The organism is Klebsiella sp. C349492, from assembly GCF_042055345.1.
Classification (GTDB): Bacteria; Pseudomonadota; Gammaproteobacteria; order Enterobacterales; family Enterobacteriaceae; genus Klebsiella; species Klebsiella scottii.
In genome coordinates, this window is record NZ_JANQCE010000008.1 from 304,035 (window position 1) to 320,057 (window position 16,023).

The following is a 16,023-nucleotide window of genomic DNA, read 5'->3' on the forward strand; positions in this document are numbered from 1 at the left end:
ATAAAGCGAAGGCATCAGGCGCTATATCGTTCATTCCATGTATCACGATAGATAACGTTTCCTTCGGTGTACTTCCAGACGATCGCCTCATAGCGCAGTTCGAGCGTTTCTCTTAAGGTATTAGAGTCATTTTTAATCACAAAAATGTAAATTTAAGTTTTTGCTTGTTACTGTAGAAACATTTTCGGAAATTATTAGAAAGCGAATTAGTTCAGCCCCAATCGATATCTCCCGCCCCGTTCAATTGCTGTTTAGGCAAAAAATTAAACTTACCCTAAACGGCAAAACGTTAATCATTGACGCTGCGACAAGGTAACCAATTCACAACATCAAAAGAGCGTTTTAATAACAGTTCCGGCATAAAACCTCGACCCATATCAAATTTGCAGTCGTAAATATCACCTGTTAGGGTGTCCTCAGATTAATTTGATGACGAGGCATAAAACATGAAAAAGCTCAATATCCTTATCCTTTCTGCGCTGACCGCGGTTTCCGGCTCCGCAATGGCGATGGGCTTTACCGTCGAGCAGGGGAAAAACTTTACCAACCTCAATATGGAACTGGGTAAATCCTCCTCCGGTCTTTATGCCGAAAGCAACTGGCTCAAAAATACCGACGACGGCACCCAGACCGGCGGCGTTGGCGCGGGTTATAACCTGGAAGTTGGCCCGGTGATGCTGAATGCCGGCGCGAAAGCCATCTACCTTGGGCCGAAAAAAGGCGATAACGGCGTGGCGTTCCCAATCGGCGGCGGCGTTAACGTTGCGCTGACCGACAGCATCCACGTATTCGGCGAAGGTTATGCCGCGCCCGAAGGCCTGAACAATAGCGTGAAAAACTACGTTGAAGCCAACGGCGGCGTGAGCTGGACTCCGATTACTCCGGTGACGCTGAAAGTAGGTTACCGTCACGTGAGCGTCGACGGGAAAGACGGTCGTCCGAACCACACCCTGATTGACGGCGCCTATATTGGCGGTGGGGTCACCTTCTGACAACGTCGATAACAGTAAAAAAACCTGCCGGGCGGCAGGTTTTTTCTTTTAGCGTTCTGAGCTTACCGGCGAATCACCACCAGCTTCTGGTTCACAAATTCTCTAATCCCCAGATCCGCCAGCTCGCGGCCAAAACCGGAACGCTTCACGCCGCCAAACGGCAGCTCCGGTGCGGTATCGGTCAGCCAGTTAATATAGACCATCCCGGTCTCAATTCTTGATGCCATCCGTTTCGCCCGCTCGGTATCCTGGCTGAATATCGCCCCGCCGAGCCCATAGTGCGAATCGTTCGCCAGGCTGACAGCTTCATCGTCGTCCTTGACCACATAAATTTGCGCCACCGGGCCGAAGAACTCTTCAAAGTACGCCGGGTTATCGCGGGTGATGCCGGTCAGAATGGTCGGGGCAAAATAGTTGCCCTCGCACTGCGCCGGCTTGCCGCCAAGATGCAGCCTGGCGCCATGCTTCACCGCCTCATCGACCTGTTTAGTCAGCGTCCCGAGCGCATCTTTGGAGGAGAGCGGCCCCAGCGTGGTGCTCTCATCCAGCGGATCGCCGATCTTCACCTGACGGAACGCCTCGGTAAACAGGCTCAGGAAGCGCTCGGCGATTTTCTCATGCAGGATAAAACGCTTCGCCGCGGTACAAACCTGACCGGCGTTGTTGAGCCGCGCCTGCACGCCAGTCTTCACCGCCTTGTCGAGGCTGGCATCATCCAGCACCACAAAGACATCGTTGCCGCCCAGCTCGAGGGTCGATTTCTTGATGTGCTTCGCCGCCTGCGCTGCGACGACGCCCCCCGCTTTTTCCGAGCCGGTCAGCGCCACTCCCCGCACGCGATCGTCGGCAATAATCTTCGCCACCTGATCCTGGGAGATAAACAGATTGGTCCACGCCCCCTCCGGCGCGCCGGCCTCACGCACCAGATGGGCAAAGGTTTCCGCGCAGTGCGGAACGATGCTGGCATGCTTGGCAAGCACCGGATTCCCCGCCGCCAGGTTTGGCGCCAGAACGCGCATCAGCTGGTAATAGGGGAAGTTCCACGGCTCCACCGCCATCAGCACGCCGATCGGATGGTGTTCAACCCACGCCTCGCCGAGCTCGGACGGATACTTCACCGGAGCCAGGAACCGCTCGGCGTTATCGGCGTAATAGCGGGCGATCTGCGCGCAGAGCTTCACCTCACCGCGGCTTTGCGCAATAAGCTTACCCATCTCCTGGCTGGCAATTTTCGCCAGCTCCTCAGTCCGGCTATCGATAAGATCCGCCAGCTTGTGCAGGATCGGCAGGCGCCGGGCAATATCGCCCTTCGACCATGCGGAGTGGTAAAGCGCATCCGCCTGCTGCAGCGCCGCCTCCACGTCGGCATCGCTGTGCGGGGCGTACTCTTTAATAAGCCGATTATTTGCAGGATTCACCGTCTGATAGGCCATGTCGCATGTCTCCTTAGTATCGTCATTAATGCAGTCATAAATACCGCTCAGGACATTAAGGTTAGTAGAGCTGGCTGGACATGAAGGTAAAGTTAGGTATTTACGGAGGATTCCGGCCGGAGATCGTCAGACGATATCCGGCGGGGAACAGGCTTAACGAGGAAATAAATAATAGCGGCCAGGCCGCCTGATAAGGCCATGTGGCGACACAATCAACGCTTAGCGGCGGTAATATCCTCTTCTGACAGACCGGTAATTCGCAGCACCGTCTCCAGAGCGATGCCGTCCGCCAGCATCGTACGGGCAATACGCAGCCCTTCGGCTCGCTGGCCCGCAATCTGGCCTTCGCGGCGCCCTTCAAGCTTACCTTTTCTACGCCCAACTTCCTGGAGTCTTTCCGCAATAGTCATCAGCCCCTCCTTATGATGCTGCGGCGCCCGCCGGGCAAGCTCACGAATAAACCTGCCAAAACGGGGGGCATCGCCGGAATATACCAGGTAATTAAACAACGTTTTTAGCTGGCCGTCATTAGTATATTCCTTAACCAAAATGACAATTAGCTGCTCAACCAGCCCCGTCAAATCGCGCTGGCGGATATGCTTTTGCATGAACTCCAGCAACGCTACGCGCCGGTGCTGGACGATCTCATCATCCGGGATCGCCGTAATATCCACCAGCGGAAAAGCGGTCGCATATAATCCGCGGGCATGAGCCGGGTGGGTAAAGCCATCCAGCCAGCACAACGAATAAGGGTAAGGCGTGGCGATACCGTGATAGAACAGCATGGGTACCACCAGCGGCAGGCGTTTATGTCCGGCATCCAGATGACGCTGCATCGCCGCAATGGCATAGCGCATCAGCCTGAAGGCCATATGGGCATCCGGCGAGCTTTGGTGCTCAATAACGACGTAAATATAGCCCTCGCCGGCGGTGGTTTTTAGCGACCAAAGCACATCGGAGTAGCAGGCGCGTAGGTCCTCCTCAATAAAACTTGCGGATTCAAGCCGTAGCGTCTCCAGGTCGCAAAGCTGGCGTAGCGAGGACGGCAGATGGATATCCAAAAAATCTCGCGCGGTATCCGTATGCCGGAGAAACTTTTTGAAAACCGCATCATGCGGCGTCGACGTTGAGCCTTTATGCATGGTAAATGGCCTGCGCGGAGGGACACTAAAACGACTCTACCCGCCGGTAGCCCAGCGCACACGCCGCCGCTTATCTCTTTGCGCGCCGGGACGGAAGATATTTTTATCCGGCGGTAATAACGACAATTTTTTGCCTGCCCGCTCGCAGAACGCCCCCGGAGACAGGCGTCAGCGGGCGTGCTATAAATTCTTAATCCCTTCGCCGCAGGAGCTTTCGTGAACCACACGCGCGATATCCCACAAACCTTCTGGCGCGACGCAACGCTCCCCTGGCTGGAGCTGCGCAGCACCTGGCGCAGCCGCCAGGCGTATAAGCGCCACAGCCACCCGCAGCTTTCTCTGGGGGCAATTATTGCAGGTGAAACGCGCTGCATCTGCAACGGACGGGAGTACCTGCTGCGCCCCGGCGACCTGATAGCGATCCCGCCCGGCGCGCCGCACAGCTGTAATCCCCTCTCGGGACGGCCGCGCAGCTATCATATGCTCTATCTCGACGTTGACTGGTGCCTGGCGCAGCTTCCTGCCCTTTCCGGCGCCGTGCGGCTTGCCGCGCCGCAGCCGATGCTTCGCAGCGCCGATCTTTTCCTTCAATATCAGCATATTGTTCAGCTTACGCAGCAGCAGCGGATCGCCGAGCTGCCCACGGCAATCGCGCGGCTGCTGCGGGAGCTGCCGCTATGCCCGACGCCGCCGGAAATCCTTCATAGCAGCAGCGCACGGCTGCTCGACAGAGTGACGGCGAGCCTGCCGGTACCGCTTTCTCTGGATACGCTGGCCGACGAATTTGCGCTGCGCAAAGAGACCCTGATTCGCACCTTTAAGCAGGACACCGGCCTGACGCCGACCAGCTTTATCAACATGGCGCGGATCGAGTACGCCAGGCGCCGCCTGCGCGCCGGGGATGAGATAGCCGACGTCGGCTATCAGGCCGGGTTTGCCGATCAGAGCCACTTCCATAAAACCTTCGTCAGCTACACCGCCGCCACGCCGCGCCAGTACGCCCTTGGTCGATCAATATCAGACAATAATTAGCGCCCGGCCTGACGTAGGGTGATCTCAGATTAATTCCGAGGTCACTATGGACATGTTTACTGCGCTTTTCCCGGCCGCGTTTCCCGCGCTGGCGCTCTCCCACTTCGTTGCCCTGCTCAGTCCCGGGCCAGATTTCTTTCTCCTGATGGGTTACGCCATTCGCTATCGCCTGCGCGGTAGCGCCGGCCTGTGCGTTGGCATTGCGCTGGGCAACGGGCTGTATATTGCGATCGCCATCGTCGGCTGGAGCATGGTGCGCCACGCCCCGCTGCTGTTTAGCGCGATCGCGCTGCTGGGAGCGGCCTGGCTGCTGTGGCTCGGCAGCCAGCTGTGGCGGAGCCGGCCCGGCACGTTCACCCTGGAGGCGGCTGCGGCCCGGCGGCCTTCGCTTGCCAGACAGCTGCTGCTGGGGCTGGCTTCGGCGCTGCTTAATCCCAAAAATGCCCTGTTTTATCTCGCGCTGATGACCACCCTGCTTGGCCCGCAGGTGACCCTCGCCCAGCAGATAACCTGCGGAGTCTGGATGACCAGCGTCGTGCTGCTGTGGGATTTACTGCTGGTATCGCTGATCGCCCTGCCGCAGGTGCAGCGCCGCCTCGGCGCCGTCATCTGGCGGGTTGAACGGGCGGCGGGCGCGATACTGATGGGCTTTGGCGGCTGGATTATCTGGCAGTTTTTGCATGAGTTAGCCGTCAGGTTATATGCTTAAGGCTATGGAAAAACTTGCTGAACTAAAACGGGCCAAACTGCTGGCCCTGTCGCTGCTGCTCGTGGCGGCCGCGATTTTTGTCACTACCCTGCTGCTGCCACCGACGCCGTGGGTCAGCGCGCTGAAGGCTATCTCCGAAGCGGCGATGGTCGGCGCGCTGGCGGATTGGTTTGCGGTGGTGGCGCTGTTTCGCCGCATACCGCTGCCGTTTGTCTCCCGGCATACGGCGATTATCCCGCGTAATAAGGATCGAATTGCCGACAATCTCGGCTATTTCGTGCAGGAAAAATTTCTCGATACCCCCTCGCTGGTCGCGCTGATCCGCCGCTACGAACCGGCGCTGATGCTCGGCAACTGGTTTAGCCAGCCGGCGAACGCCCGGCGGGTGGGCCAGCATCTGCTGCAGGTGATGAGCGGCTTCCTCGAACTCACCGACGATGCGCGCATTCAGCGCCTGCTGCGCCGCGCGGTGCACAAAGCCATCGATAAGGTCGACCTGACGCAAACCAGCGCCATGATGCTCGAAGGATTAACCCGCGATAACCGACACCAAAAGCTGCTGGATTCTCTTATCAGCCAGCTTATCGCCCTGCTGCAGCGCGACAGTTCCCGCGCCTTTATTGCCCGCGGCATCATCCGCTGGCTGGAGACCGAGCATCCGCTCAAGGCCAAAATTCTCCCCACCGAATGGCTGGGCGAACACAGCGCCGAAATGGTCACCGATGCGGTCAATACGCTTCTTGACGAGGTGAGCCAGGATCGCACCCATCAGATCCGCCAGGCCTTCGATCGCGCGGCGCAAAAGCTGATCGATAGCCTGAAAACCGATCCGCTGATGGCGGAAAAAGCGGACAACATGAAGGCATATCTGAAAAACGACGAGACGTTTAACCGCTATCTTGGCGAGGTGTGGGCTGACCTGCGCGGATGGATTAAAAATGACGTTAACAGCGACGATTCTCGGATTAAGCAGCGGATCGCCGAGGCCGGGCAGTGGTTTGGGGAAACGCTGGTCCACGATGAAGCCCTTCGCGAGTCGCTGAATGAGCATCTGGAGCAGGCGGCGCACCGGGTGGCTCCGGAGTTTGCCAACTTCCTGACCCGTCATATTAGCGATACGGTGAAGAGCTGGGACTCCCGCGATATGTCGCGGCAGATCGAGCTGAATATCGGTAAGGATCTGCAGTTTATCCGTATTAACGGTACGCTGGTCGGGGGCACTATCGGCCTGCTGCTGTGGCTGCTCTCGCAGATCCCGTCGCTGTTTTTACATTAGGCCGCAGACAGCGGCCCCGCGCTTGCGGCGGGGCCCTGCGGTTAGCCTATCCGGGTAAAGCCGGCCTCCAGATCGGCAATTAAATCGCCGACATCTTCCAGCCCGATATGCACCCTGACCAGCGTCCCGCTGAAATCAACCTTGCCGGCGGGGCGAATGCCGTTCAGCTCCTCGGGCTGATTCGCCAGAATCAGCGACTCAAACCCGCCCCACGAGTAGGCCATGTGGAACAACGAGAAGTTATCGAGAAATGCCGCCAGCAGCTCATCCGTCAGGCGCTTTTTCAGCACGAAGGAGAACAGACCGGAGCTGCCCGAAAAATCGCGCTGAAAATACTCATGCCCCGGGCATTCCGCTAAGGCCGGATGGTTCACCCGCGCCACCTCCGGCCTTGCCGACAGCCAGCGGGCAATGTGAATACTGCTCTCTTCGTGCTGTTTCAGACGAACCGCCAGCGTACGCAGCCCGCGGCTGCCGTTATAAGCGGTATCGGCATCCAGCGTCTGCCCCATCAGATAGGAGTTCTCCCGCAGACGATCCCAGCAGCGGGCGTTAGACACCGCCGTGCCCAGCATGGCGTCCGAATGGCCGATGGTGTATTTAGTCCCCGCCTGAACGGAGATATCCACCCCGTAATCCAGCGCCTTAAACAGCACGCCCGCCGCCCAGGTGTTGTCGATCATGATGACGATCTGCGGATTCACGGCGCGGATCGCCTTCACCATCCCGGGAACGTCCTGCACTTCCATAGTGATCGAGCTGGGGGATTCGAGGAATACCACTTTGGTTTCCGGGCGAAGCAGCCCGACAATACCGGCGCCAATCAGCGGATCGTAATACGTGGTCTCTACCTTGAATTTGCTGAGGATCTTATTGCAAAAATCCTGCGTCGGCTCATAGGCCGCGCCGGTCATCAGGATATGGTCCCCGCTTTCGACAAAGGCCAGAATCGCGTTGGTTACCGCCGCCGCGCCGCAAGGATAGAGCGCACAGCCCGCTCCACCCTCCAGTTCGCTCATCGCCTGCTGAAAAGCAAAATGGGTGTAGGTCCCGCGACGACCGTAGAACAGCTCGCCGTTGGCGCGATTGGCGGTGGCGAATTTTTTATCCTTCACCGTCTCAAACACCAGCGACGAAGCGCGCTGGATCACCGGGTTGACCGCCCCCTGGGTGTAGCATTTGTCACGTCCGGCGATGATTAACTGCGTTTCGAGCTTGAGTGAATTTTTCATAACCTCTCCTGTAACATCCTTTTATCGATGCGAAAATTTATACGGTTGCGGCCCCAGGCTTCAGTTCAGCATGCCCCTGCTTTTTTCCGGCGAATCGCTCCACAATCTGCGCCGCGTTCAAGTCATGAATCACGTTTATCAGCGTGGCCGGGGCGTCGGTGATGGTGCCCAGCACCACCAGCATCGGGATCGCCTCCATCGGCAGACCGAGGGTGGTGACGATAAAGATTTCCCCAAGGAACGCGCCGCCCGGTACGCCGCCAACGATGATGGCGGAGAGCACGGCGATCAGCATCGTCAGGAAAAAGGTCTCGGTGGTGAACTCCATACCCAGCACCGAATAGATAAAAACGATCTTCAGCGCGGCAATCATCGCCACGCCGCCTTTATTCAGGTTGACCAGCAGCGGAATGGAAACATCGACGATTTCCGGGTTAATCCCCATCGCCTTACCCGCCCGCAGCGTCACCGGCAGCGTCCCGAGCGAGGAGCAGGTCCCCAGCGCGGTGGCCGACGGCTCTACCGCATGGCGCCAGAAGGCCTTCACCGCCGGCATGCCGCCGCCGATCCAGGAATAGAGAATGGAGCCGAAGATGAAGTAGACCAGCGTGGCGACCATAAACAGGCCAATGGCGCGGGCAAAAGTCAGCAGCAGCGCGGAGTCCTGGCTGGCCATCGTTGCGGCGAAGTAGCAGCCAAGGCCAAGCGGGGCGACTTTCATCACGATCGAGACGATCTTCATGATCACGGTATTGGCATCTTCCAGCAGCGAGGCTATGCGTTTGCCCGCCAGTTCCGATTGCCCAATGGCGATCCCGGCGATAATGGCCATCACGATCAGCGCCAGAATATTGGACTTAGAGAACAGCCCGATAAAATCGCTGGTGGTGATCATGCTGACAAAATCCATCTTGCCGCTGCCCGCCTGCACCGACTGCGAGAGATCGATAGTCACGCCCTGCGCCGGATTGAACCATAATGCGAGGGCGACGATGCCGGCGGCCGGAATAAAGGCCATAGCGATCGAAACAATAAAGATAATCGCCATAATACGCCCCAGCCTTTTCAGGTCAGTCATTCTGGCGATAGACGACATCACGCTGATTCCCACCAGCGGAACGATAATCATAAATAACAGGTTGAGAAATATCTGTCCGATTGGCTGCAGCGTACTGGCGAAGCCCGGGGCATAAATACCGGCCAGGCCGCCAATCGCCAGCGCGCTTAATAAAACAAGAGAGGATTTGTAGGGTTCGAGTCGTGACCACATAATGGGTACCTTTTAATTAAAATTATATTAAATGAGATAAAATTCACAATTCGATGACTTCTGGCCGCGTCTCATTTTATTTTGTGACGCAACTCACTAAGTTGTTATTATTTCATTTTGCCAGCAAGTAATTTCCTGTGATTCAATAGTTGCATGTTTCAAATGCGAATGTAACGGCCCATTCGTACCGTTTTTGCAAATCACTTGTGAATTAAAGGAAACAATGAGCGCGCCAGTTTCATTAAAACATCTGGAGTTTTTTATCAAAATCGTCGACTGCGGGGGATTATCGGAAGCCGCAGCCCAGCTCAACGTCTCACCCTCAGCGGTCAGTAAAAGCCTCGCCGCGATGGAGGATACGCTGGGTACAACCTTAATTAAGCGCACCACCCGCAGTATTACCCTGACCGATGCCGGGCAATATCTATTTAATCGCGCCAATAAATTACTAAAAGAGTTTGATGACACCCTAAATACCACCTCAGGCTATTATCACAGCCCGCAGGGTGAATTACGCATTACCTGCTCAATTGCCTTTGGCTACTCCCGATTGGTCAACCTGGTGGATAAATATCGCAATCAGTACCCGGACGTGAATCTTTATATCGATTTAAACGATAATTTCGTTAACCTGAATGAAACCGATTTCGATATCGCGCTGCGTATTTCCGCCGCGCCGCCGCAAAACTACGCGATGCGCAAACTGGTATCGATTCGCTGGGCATACTGCGCTTCACCGGGATATCTCGCTAAAAAGGGCATGCCCGTGCGGCGCAGCGATCTGGTGAATCACGACTGCCTGGTCTATCCCGGTCTGACGCCGGCGATCAGGGTCGCAGACGAGCAGGACCGTCTGCATCAGCTGAAGCTGCATATGCCCATCCAGGCCAACAGCAGCCTGGTGCTGTTGAAATCGGTATTAGAGGATCAGGGCGTGGCCTATCTGCCCACCTATTTAATCGGCGATCATATTCGCAAAGAAGAGATCACGCCGCTGATCCTCGACGGCACGATCGCCTGTGAAACGCATGCGCTATATGCGCTCTATTTTCCCAGCAAATACAGCAATCCTAAGGTACGATCGTTTATCGACTTTCTGGTGGCAGAGTTAGGCCCGTTACCGGCCTGGGATAGCTGGATCCCCAGCTGAGTTTGCCGTCAATCCAGAGCACTTTTTAAGGAGTAAAAATGGCTGAAATTAACCTGACCCCCGGCGAGCGCGAGCAGCTTCGCGAAAAGCTATGTACCTACTGCGAAAGAAATTTTGACCTTGAGCTTGAGCAGTTCGATGCCGAGTTCTTCGTTGATTTTATCGCCGAACAGCTGGGGCCCCTGTTTTATAACGCCGGGATTGAGGAAGCTATTCGCACCCACGTGGCCTACAGCGAGCGGATCCAGGAAGAGATGGATGCGAAGAAAGTGTTCTGATTGCGCCCCGCAATATGTCGCTATCGGCGGGAGATCAATAAACACACACTATTAACATGGTTATAATGCGGGCTCTTTCATTATCTCCCGTGTACGGGGAAGGAAAACCATGTCGCTGATTACCGATCTACCCGCCATTTTTGACCAGTTCTCCGAGGCCCGCCAGAAGGGCTTTCTCACGGTGATGGACCTGAAAGAGCAAAATATCCCCCTGGTCGGAACCTACTGCACCTTTATGCCGCAGGAGATCCCGATGGCGGCAGGCGCGGTGGTCGTCTCGCTGTGTTCAACCTCCGATGAAACCATCGAAGAGGCGGAAAAAGACCTGCCGCGCAACCTCTGCCCGCTCATTAAAAGCAGCTACGGGTTTGGCAAAACGGATAAATGCCCCTACTTCTATTTTTCCGACCTGGTGGTGGGTGAAACCACCTGCGACGGCAAAAAGAAAATGTATGAATACATGGCCGAATTCAAGCCGGTTCACGTGATGCAGCTGCCGAACAGCGCCAGCGACGATGCTTCCCGCGCGCTGTGGAAAACCGAGATCCTGCGCCTGCAGCGGGTGATCGAAGCCCGCTTTGGCCACAAAATCACCGAAGCCGCGCTGCGCGACGCCGTTCGCCTCAAGAACCGCGAGCGGCGGGCGCTGGCGAACTTCTATCGCGTCGGGCAGCTCAATCCTCCCGCGCTCAGCGGCAGCGATATCCTGAAAGTGGTGTACGGCGCGACCTTCCGCTTTGATAAAGCCGCGCTAAGCGACGAGCTCAACGCGATGGCCGATCGCGTGCGCCAGCAGTGGCAGGATGGCCAGCGGCTGGCGGCTCGCCCGCGCATTCTGATCACCGGCTGCCCGATTGGCGGCGCGGCGGAAAAAGTCGTGCGCGCCATTGAAGAGAACGGCGGCTGGGTGGTGGGCTTTGAAAACTGCACCGGCGCCAAGGCGACCGAGCGCTGCGTGGAGGAGACGGGCGACGTCTACGATGCGCTGACCGATAAGTATCTCGCCATCGGCTGCTCGTGCATCTCGCCAAACGACCAGCGCTTAGTCCTGCTTAGCCAGATGGTTGACGAGTATCAGGCCGACGGCGTGGTGGATGTCATCCTGCAGGCCTGTCATACCTATGCGGTTGAATCAATGGCGATTAAGCGCCATGTTCGCCAGCGGCATAACCTCCCCTATATCGCGATTGAGACCGACTATTCGACGGCGGACATCGGCCAGCTCAGCACCCGCGTCGCGGCCTTTATTGAAATGCTGTAAGGAGCGCGCGTGACTTTTACGGTAGGCATTGATTCCGGCTCCACCGCCACGAAAGGCATCCTGCTGAAAGAGGGCGTTATCCAGCGACGTTTTCTCTGCCCGACGCCCTTTCGCCCCGCCGACGCCATCAACGAGGCGTGGCAAACCCTCAGCGCCGGCCTTGCCGAGCGGCCATTTTTAACCTTAACCGGCTACGGCCGCCAGCTGGTGGATTTTGCCGATAAGCAGGTGACGGAGATCTCCTGCCACGGTCTCGGCGCGCGTCTTCTGGCGCCCGCCACCCGCATGGTTATCGATATTGGCGGTCAGGATAGCAAGGTTATCCAGCTCGACGACGACGGCAATCTCACCGACTTCCTGATGAACGATAAATGCGCGGCGGGAACCGGGCGCTTTCTGGAGGTTATCTCGCGCACCCTCGGCGCCAGCGTCGGGGAGCTGGATAGCATCACCGAAGGCGTCGAACCGCATGCAATCACCAGTATGTGCACGGTATTTGCCGAATCCGAAGTGATTAGCCTGCGCTCGGCGGGCGTCGCGCCGGAAGCGATTCTGGCCGGCGTGATCAACGCCATGGCCCGCCGCAGCGCCAACTTTATCGCCCGCCTTTCAGCCCAGGGGCCGCTGCTGTTTACCGGCGGCGTCAGCCGCTGTACGGCCTTTGCGCGCATGCTCGAAGGCCACGCAGGGATCGCGGTGCACACCCATCCTGATGCCCAGTTTGCCGGCGCGGTTGGCGCGGCGCTGATTGGCCTGCGCCAGAGGCGCCGCGAATGACGGAGTATCTGTTTTTATTTCACTCGACGCCGGGCGTCGTGCGTACCCGCAAGGCCCTGCAGGCGGCGGGGATCGCCTGCCAGGTGAAAGATATTCCGCGCCAGCTGCGCGGCGGCTGCGGCCTGTGCATCTATCTCAGCTGCCTGCCGGGAGAGGAGCAGCGGTGGGTTATTCCCGGCGCCACGGAGGCGATTTATCGCTACGTTGCCGAAGAGTGGCGCTGTATCGCCACCTTTCCGGCCTGATCCTATTCTGTAATAACGAACCGCGTCGGCGCAAAGCAGTTCAGGATGCGGTGGACGAGAAACACCAGCGTCAGCGTGACGATAAGCGCGATGGTGACCGAGCTAATACGGTACAGATCGCTGAAGATCAGATCCTGATCCGGATGCAGGTTCTGACCAAACATAATGCCGATGGTGGTGATGCTGGCGAAGCCCACGCCGGCCCCCACTTTCTCCATCACGTGGAGGCGCGCGCTAAAGGCCAGGCCGAGCGCAATCAGCGGCATCATCAGCACCATATGGTTGCTGAAATCATAAATAAGCAGCTGCACCACCAGAATATAGAGACAGGCCAGCACCACGCCCACCACGCGCCAGATGGAGCTGATCACCGCGCCGCGGTAGTGCATCGGGAAGAGGATCAGGATCCCGGCCATCAGCGCTGACAGGGAATCGCTCAGATCGCAGATCTGGAAAACCACGAAAATCATTGTCGCGACGGTGCCGGAAAGCAGCGATTCATGGCGAATGCGGGCGGCATCCTTCTCAATCCGCGGCGGCGGCCGGCGCGGCTCAACGTCCGGGATCAGATAGTTCAGCAGCGCGCTGAGGGCCACCGCCATCACGCAGGCTTCGAGATTGGAAAACATCAGCGTATGCCAGTTGCTGGTGGGATAGCTCATAAAGTTGAGCATCGTGCTTTGACAGACCACCCCCATCGAGCCCAGCAGAAACAGCGGCCCCTGACTCATAAAGCGAAAACGCATCACGTAGAGGCCGAAGACCACCAGCGTCATAATCACCGGCCACTGCGACAGATAGCCGACGATCAGCACCATTTCAACGCAGTTTACCGCCGCACTGAACAGAAACTGCCGCGCGACGTGGCGGTTAAACACCGGCACCAGCGACAGCAGCATCAGCGGATAGACCACAAAGAAGACCCCGTACTGCACGTCGTAGAAGGTCGAAATGCTCAGGGCGATAGTCCCGGCGACGGCGATGCGCAGCGTCTGGCGAAAATCATTCGCCGTATAGACAATATTGTCGTGCGGCGTAAAAACCCGGGCCAGCGTATTAATAGACATAGTGCAGCAGGCTCACCAGATGGATCTGCACGCCGGCAAAGGTGCGGGCAAACGGACCGTCGCTGTTGTACAGCTGTACCGTGGCGCGGGCGCCGGTCGGCAGCGGTCTGTCCAGCGGCTCATCAAGCGCGACGTGAATGCGCATCCGCTGGGCGTCACGCACCCAGCGCGTGGACTGCTCCGGCTGCGACAGCTGGCCGTTTACCTGCTCCTGGCCGGCCAAAATCCCGGCGTCGCTGCTGGTGACGTGCGCCGGATAAACTTTACCCGGCAGCGCATCAAAGACCACCGCGGCGTCGGTGTTCACGCCGGTATGGCGCAGGCTCTTTTCGCGAAAATCGGCAACGATATCCGTATGGTTGCTCACCAGCGCCAGCAGCGGCGTGGCGGCGGTGGCATACAGGCCGGGGCTAAGCTGGAGGTTGCTGACCATGCCGTCGGTTTCGGCATAGATCCGGCTCCAGGCGAGGTTCAGCTGCGCCTCTTCCAGGGCGTTGCGGTATTTTTGCAGCGTGACGTTACGCGCATCATCGCGCTCCCCGCGCTGGATCAGCAGATTCTGGATGCTGGCGTTGAGCGCGCTGACCGACTGCTCGCTGGTCTGCCAGGTGGTGCGCACCTTATCCAGATCCGACTGCGAGACGTTCTGCATCGCGCTCAGGCGCTGATAGCGATCGAGAGTGACTTTGTCGTTACGGGCGGTGAACTGCGCCGTGCGCAGGTTAGCGCGAGCGGCGGCGATCTGCGCGTCCAGCTGCTGGTTGCTCAGCTTCGCCTGCTCAAAGGCGATTTGCGCCGCCTGCACTTTATTGGTAAACGGCGTCGGGTCCAGCTCGTAGAGCAGATCCCCTTTCTTCACCTGGCTGTTGTTGTGCACATAGACCTGTGCGACATAGCCGGAAACGCGCGGCGATACCGGCGTCACCACGCGCATCACCGTGGAGTCCGGCGTGAGCGGGATCCAGATATCGGCAACGATAAACCAGGCGAAGATCGCCAGGAAAGCGGCAATACTCACCCTTACCCAGCGGGCAAATTTTTGTTCTGGCGTCATCATAGTTTTTTAGATCTTGTTATCTTCTTCGCGGATTGTCCGCAAATTGCAGGCGATTTGATTTAAGGTGGCGCTGAAGGTGGCGAGCTCTGCTTCCGGGATGGTCCGGGTGACGCGGGTTTGATAAGTTTCAATCACGCGGTTCAGCTCCTCCAGTTTCGACAGGCCTTCCGCCGTCAGCGTCAGCAGGCGTATGCGTTTGTCATATGGCGATGTGGAACGCAGCAGATAGCCCTGCTTTTCCAGCTGAGTGAGGGTGCGCATCAGCGGCGGCAGTTCAATACCCTGCACCTCCGCCAGTTCGCTAACCGAGACGTTGTCCCCCAGCTGATGCAGCTGCATCAGCACCGTCCAGCTTGACTGGGTCATACCGGTATCGTTGATGGCGGCGTCGATCGTCGCGCGCCACTGGCGTACCACCATCGCCATCCGCATCCCCATCGGACGGCGGGCAAACAGTTCGTCTTCGGTCATCTTTCTTTCCTCATGTAGAACCTATCCCACCAGGCGTTATCGGCGCGGGCAGTTTGAACGCGGACAGCGCGGAGAAACCGGAACGTACAGATAGTACGTGAGGATTGACTCGCTACGCTCACCCTCCGGGCCGCGCTGAAGGGCGTTCAAAAGACTTTCGTATTTTGTCGAGCGCTGCCCAGGTTCAAAATGACAGGCAAAATAGCCCTGGTGGCCTGGCTGTGAGGAAAATAATACTTATCATGATAACTATCAAGAAACGAAGGATGAAGAAGCATTAATTGATAAATACGGTGAATGTAATAATCCCGAGGGACGCCAGCTACCCGGTCGCGCCGGGCCTGGCGAACTGCTGGCCCGAACGGGCACGACTCGCAGCCTGCGGAGGTGCAGGCCGGGAGCCCGAACAGAACGTTTATGCCGCAGTCCGGGGAAAAGCGCATTTTTTAATTTATCTGATCCCGCCGCAGCCCGACATCTTTCAGCTGTTCGTCGCTCATTCGCTGCAAAACCCGCCGCGTTTGCCTCCGCAGCCACCATTTTTTGAACGCTCTGCCTGCCAATACGAAACCAATAAACGGCTGCCTAACCCGGTTCTCATGAAATTCCATACTCCACCTCCTCACCTTGC

Annotated in this window: 17 protein-coding genes and 1 pseudogene; 9 read left to right on the top strand and 9 right to left on the bottom strand. The window is 57.6% G+C overall.

What is annotated here, in order from left to right; all coding sequences use genetic code 11:
• Nucleotides 1-14 precede the first annotated feature (14 nt).
• Nucleotides 15-125: pseudogene (locus NWP14_RS25040) on the bottom strand (type VI secretion system tube protein Hcp); the annotation flags it as partial.
• A gap of 321 nt (nucleotides 126-446) precedes the next feature.
• On the opposite strand from NWP14_RS25040, the gene NWP14_RS25045 reads away from it, so the two are divergent.
• Nucleotides 447-992, top strand: a complete 546-nt coding sequence (locus NWP14_RS25045; protein ID WP_032689621.1) for a YfaZ family outer membrane protein — start codon at nucleotides 447-449, stop codon at nucleotides 990-992.
• A 62-nt stretch (nucleotides 993-1,054) separates the two neighbouring features.
• On the opposite strand, the gene NWP14_RS25050 is transcribed toward NWP14_RS25045, so the two are convergent.
• The gene (locus tag NWP14_RS25050; protein WP_095104017.1) at nucleotides 1,055-2,425 is read right to left on the bottom strand and encodes an NAD-dependent succinate-semialdehyde dehydrogenase; all 1,371 of its coding nucleotides are present in this window, start codon (nucleotides 2,423-2,425) and stop codon (nucleotides 1,055-1,057) included.
• Between the two features lie 212 nt (nucleotides 2,426-2,637).
• Nucleotides 2,638-3,567, bottom strand: coding sequence for an Rpn family recombination-promoting nuclease/putative transposase (locus NWP14_RS25055; RefSeq protein ID WP_346430451.1), 930 nt, complete (start codon nucleotides 3,565-3,567; stop codon nucleotides 2,638-2,640).
• Between the two features lie 216 nt (nucleotides 3,568-3,783).
• Between NWP14_RS25055 and NWP14_RS25060 the strand changes: the two genes are divergently transcribed.
• The 3 genes from NWP14_RS25060 to NWP14_RS25070 are packed head-to-tail and all read left to right on the top strand — an operon-like array spanning nucleotide 3,784 to nucleotide 6,584.
• On the top strand, nucleotides 3,784-4,599 hold the full coding sequence (locus NWP14_RS25060; protein WP_375216145.1) for an AraC family transcriptional regulator: 816 nt from the start codon (nucleotides 3,784-3,786) through the stop codon (nucleotides 4,597-4,599).
• Between the two features lie 46 nt (nucleotides 4,600-4,645).
• Entirely contained in the window at nucleotides 4,646-5,308 is a 663-nt protein-coding gene (locus NWP14_RS25065; protein WP_095104023.1) for a LysE family translocator, read from the top strand.
• A complete protein-coding gene (locus NWP14_RS25070; protein ID WP_095104025.1) occupies nucleotides 5,301-6,584 on the top strand; it encodes a DUF445 domain-containing protein in 1,284 nt (427 codons plus the stop codon). The genes NWP14_RS25065 and NWP14_RS25070 overlap by 8 nt, the downstream gene beginning before the upstream one ends.
• A gap of 41 nt (nucleotides 6,585-6,625) precedes the next feature.
• Here the strand turns inward: NWP14_RS25070 and metC are convergent, their stop codons facing one another.
• Nucleotides 6,626-7,816 (bottom strand): cystathionine beta-lyase, encoded by a 1,191-nt coding sequence (metC, locus tag NWP14_RS25075; protein WP_346430452.1) that lies wholly within the window; start codon nucleotides 7,814-7,816, stop codon nucleotides 6,626-6,628.
• A gap of 37 nt (nucleotides 7,817-7,853) precedes the next feature.
• A complete protein-coding gene (locus NWP14_RS25080; RefSeq protein WP_331834491.1) occupies nucleotides 7,854-9,086 on the bottom strand; it encodes a dicarboxylate/amino acid:cation symporter in 1,233 nt (410 codons plus the stop codon).
• 223 nt (nucleotides 9,087-9,309) lie between these two features.
• Between NWP14_RS25080 and NWP14_RS25085 the strand changes: the two genes are divergently transcribed.
• The 5 genes from NWP14_RS25085 (at nucleotide 9,310) to NWP14_RS25105 (ending at nucleotide 12,797) form a co-directional block, all read left to right on the top strand.
• Nucleotides 9,310-10,236, top strand: a complete 927-nt coding sequence (locus tag NWP14_RS25085; RefSeq protein ID WP_331834490.1) for a LysR family transcriptional regulator — start codon at nucleotides 9,310-9,312, stop codon at nucleotides 10,234-10,236.
• A gap of 38 nt (nucleotides 10,237-10,274) precedes the next feature.
• Nucleotides 10,275-10,514 (top strand): DUF2164 domain-containing protein, encoded by a 240-nt coding sequence (locus NWP14_RS25090; RefSeq protein WP_095104033.1) that lies wholly within the window; start codon nucleotides 10,275-10,277, stop codon nucleotides 10,512-10,514.
• 109 nt (nucleotides 10,515-10,623) lie between these two features.
• Entirely contained in the window at nucleotides 10,624-11,775 is a 1,152-nt protein-coding gene (locus NWP14_RS25095; RefSeq protein WP_375216146.1) for a double-cubane-cluster-containing anaerobic reductase, read from the top strand.
• 9 nt (nucleotides 11,776-11,784) lie between these two features.
• Nucleotides 11,785-12,552, top strand: a complete 768-nt coding sequence (yjiL, locus tag NWP14_RS25100) for a putative 2-hydroxyacyl-CoA dehydratase activator YjiL (RefSeq protein WP_331834488.1) — start codon at nucleotides 11,785-11,787, stop codon at nucleotides 12,550-12,552.
• Entirely contained in the window at nucleotides 12,549-12,797 is a 249-nt protein-coding gene (locus tag NWP14_RS25105; protein ID WP_375216147.1) for a DUF3343 domain-containing protein, read from the top strand. Before yjiL ends, NWP14_RS25105 begins: the two co-directional genes overlap by 4 nt.
• Before the next feature lie 2 nt (nucleotides 12,798-12,799).
• Here the strand turns inward: NWP14_RS25105 and NWP14_RS25110 are convergent, their stop codons facing one another.
• The 4 genes from NWP14_RS25110 to NWP14_RS25125 all read right to left on the bottom strand — a co-directional run bounded on the left by NWP14_RS25110 (nucleotide 12,800) and on the right by NWP14_RS25125 (nucleotide 16,003).
• Nucleotides 12,800-13,864 (bottom strand): DUF2955 domain-containing protein, encoded by a 1,065-nt coding sequence (locus NWP14_RS25110; RefSeq protein ID WP_346430455.1) that lies wholly within the window; start codon nucleotides 13,862-13,864, stop codon nucleotides 12,800-12,802.
• The gene (locus tag NWP14_RS25115; protein ID WP_375216148.1) at nucleotides 13,854-14,921 is read right to left on the bottom strand and encodes an HlyD family secretion protein; all 1,068 of its coding nucleotides are present in this window, start codon (nucleotides 14,919-14,921) and stop codon (nucleotides 13,854-13,856) included. The genes NWP14_RS25110 and NWP14_RS25115 overlap by 11 nt, the downstream gene beginning before the upstream one ends.
• A gap of 6 nt (nucleotides 14,922-14,927) precedes the next feature.
• Nucleotides 14,928-15,392, bottom strand: a complete 465-nt coding sequence (locus tag NWP14_RS25120; protein ID WP_331834486.1) for a MarR family transcriptional regulator — start codon at nucleotides 15,390-15,392, stop codon at nucleotides 14,928-14,930.
• A gap of 446 nt (nucleotides 15,393-15,838) precedes the next feature.
• The gene (locus NWP14_RS25125; RefSeq protein ID WP_095104047.1) at nucleotides 15,839-16,003 is read right to left on the bottom strand and encodes a DUF1127 domain-containing protein; all 165 of its coding nucleotides are present in this window, start codon (nucleotides 16,001-16,003) and stop codon (nucleotides 15,839-15,841) included.
• Between the last annotated feature and the right edge of the window lie 20 nt (nucleotides 16,004-16,023).

Excerpts from the sequence above, each read along its gene's own strand:
- NWP14_RS25045 (WP_032689621.1), top strand. The coding sequence starts at position 447 with ATGAAAAAGCTCAATATCCTTATCCTTTCTGCGCTGACCGCGGTTTCC.
- NWP14_RS25050 (WP_095104017.1), bottom strand. The coding sequence starts at position 2,425 with ATGGCCTATCAGACGGTGAATCCTGCAAATAATCGGCTTATTAAAGAG.
- NWP14_RS25055 (WP_346430451.1), bottom strand. The coding sequence starts at position 3,567 with ATGCATAAAGGCTCAACGTCGACGCCGCATGATGCGGTTTTCAAAAAG.
- NWP14_RS25065 (WP_095104023.1), top strand. The coding sequence starts at position 4,646 with ATGGACATGTTTACTGCGCTTTTCCCGGCCGCGTTTCCCGCGCTGGCG.
- NWP14_RS25070 (WP_095104025.1), top strand. The coding sequence starts at position 5,301 with ATGCTTAAGGCTATGGAAAAACTTGCTGAACTAAAACGGGCCAAACTG.
- metC (WP_346430452.1), bottom strand. The coding sequence starts at position 7,816 with ATGAAAAATTCACTCAAGCTCGAAACGCAGTTAATCATCGCCGGACGT.
- NWP14_RS25080 (WP_331834491.1), bottom strand. The coding sequence starts at position 9,086 with ATGTGGTCACGACTCGAACCCTACAAATCCTCTCTTGTTTTATTAAGC.
- NWP14_RS25085 (WP_331834490.1), top strand. The coding sequence starts at position 9,310 with ATGAGCGCGCCAGTTTCATTAAAACATCTGGAGTTTTTTATCAAAATC.
- NWP14_RS25090 (WP_095104033.1), top strand. The coding sequence starts at position 10,275 with ATGGCTGAAATTAACCTGACCCCCGGCGAGCGCGAGCAGCTTCGCGAA.
- NWP14_RS25095 (WP_375216146.1), top strand. The coding sequence starts at position 10,624 with ATGTCGCTGATTACCGATCTACCCGCCATTTTTGACCAGTTCTCCGAG.
- NWP14_RS25105 (WP_375216147.1), top strand. The coding sequence starts at position 12,549 with ATGACGGAGTATCTGTTTTTATTTCACTCGACGCCGGGCGTCGTGCGT.
- NWP14_RS25110 (WP_346430455.1), bottom strand. The coding sequence starts at position 13,864 with ATGTCTATTAATACGCTGGCCCGGGTTTTTACGCCGCACGACAATATT.
- NWP14_RS25115 (WP_375216148.1), bottom strand. The coding sequence starts at position 14,921 with ATGATGACGCCAGAACAAAAATTTGCCCGCTGGGTAAGGGTGAGTATT.
- NWP14_RS25120 (WP_331834486.1), bottom strand. The coding sequence starts at position 15,392 with ATGACCGAAGACGAACTGTTTGCCCGCCGTCCGATGGGGATGCGGATG.
- NWP14_RS25125 (WP_095104047.1), bottom strand. The coding sequence starts at position 16,003 with ATGGAATTTCATGAGAACCGGGTTAGGCAGCCGTTTATTGGTTTCGTA.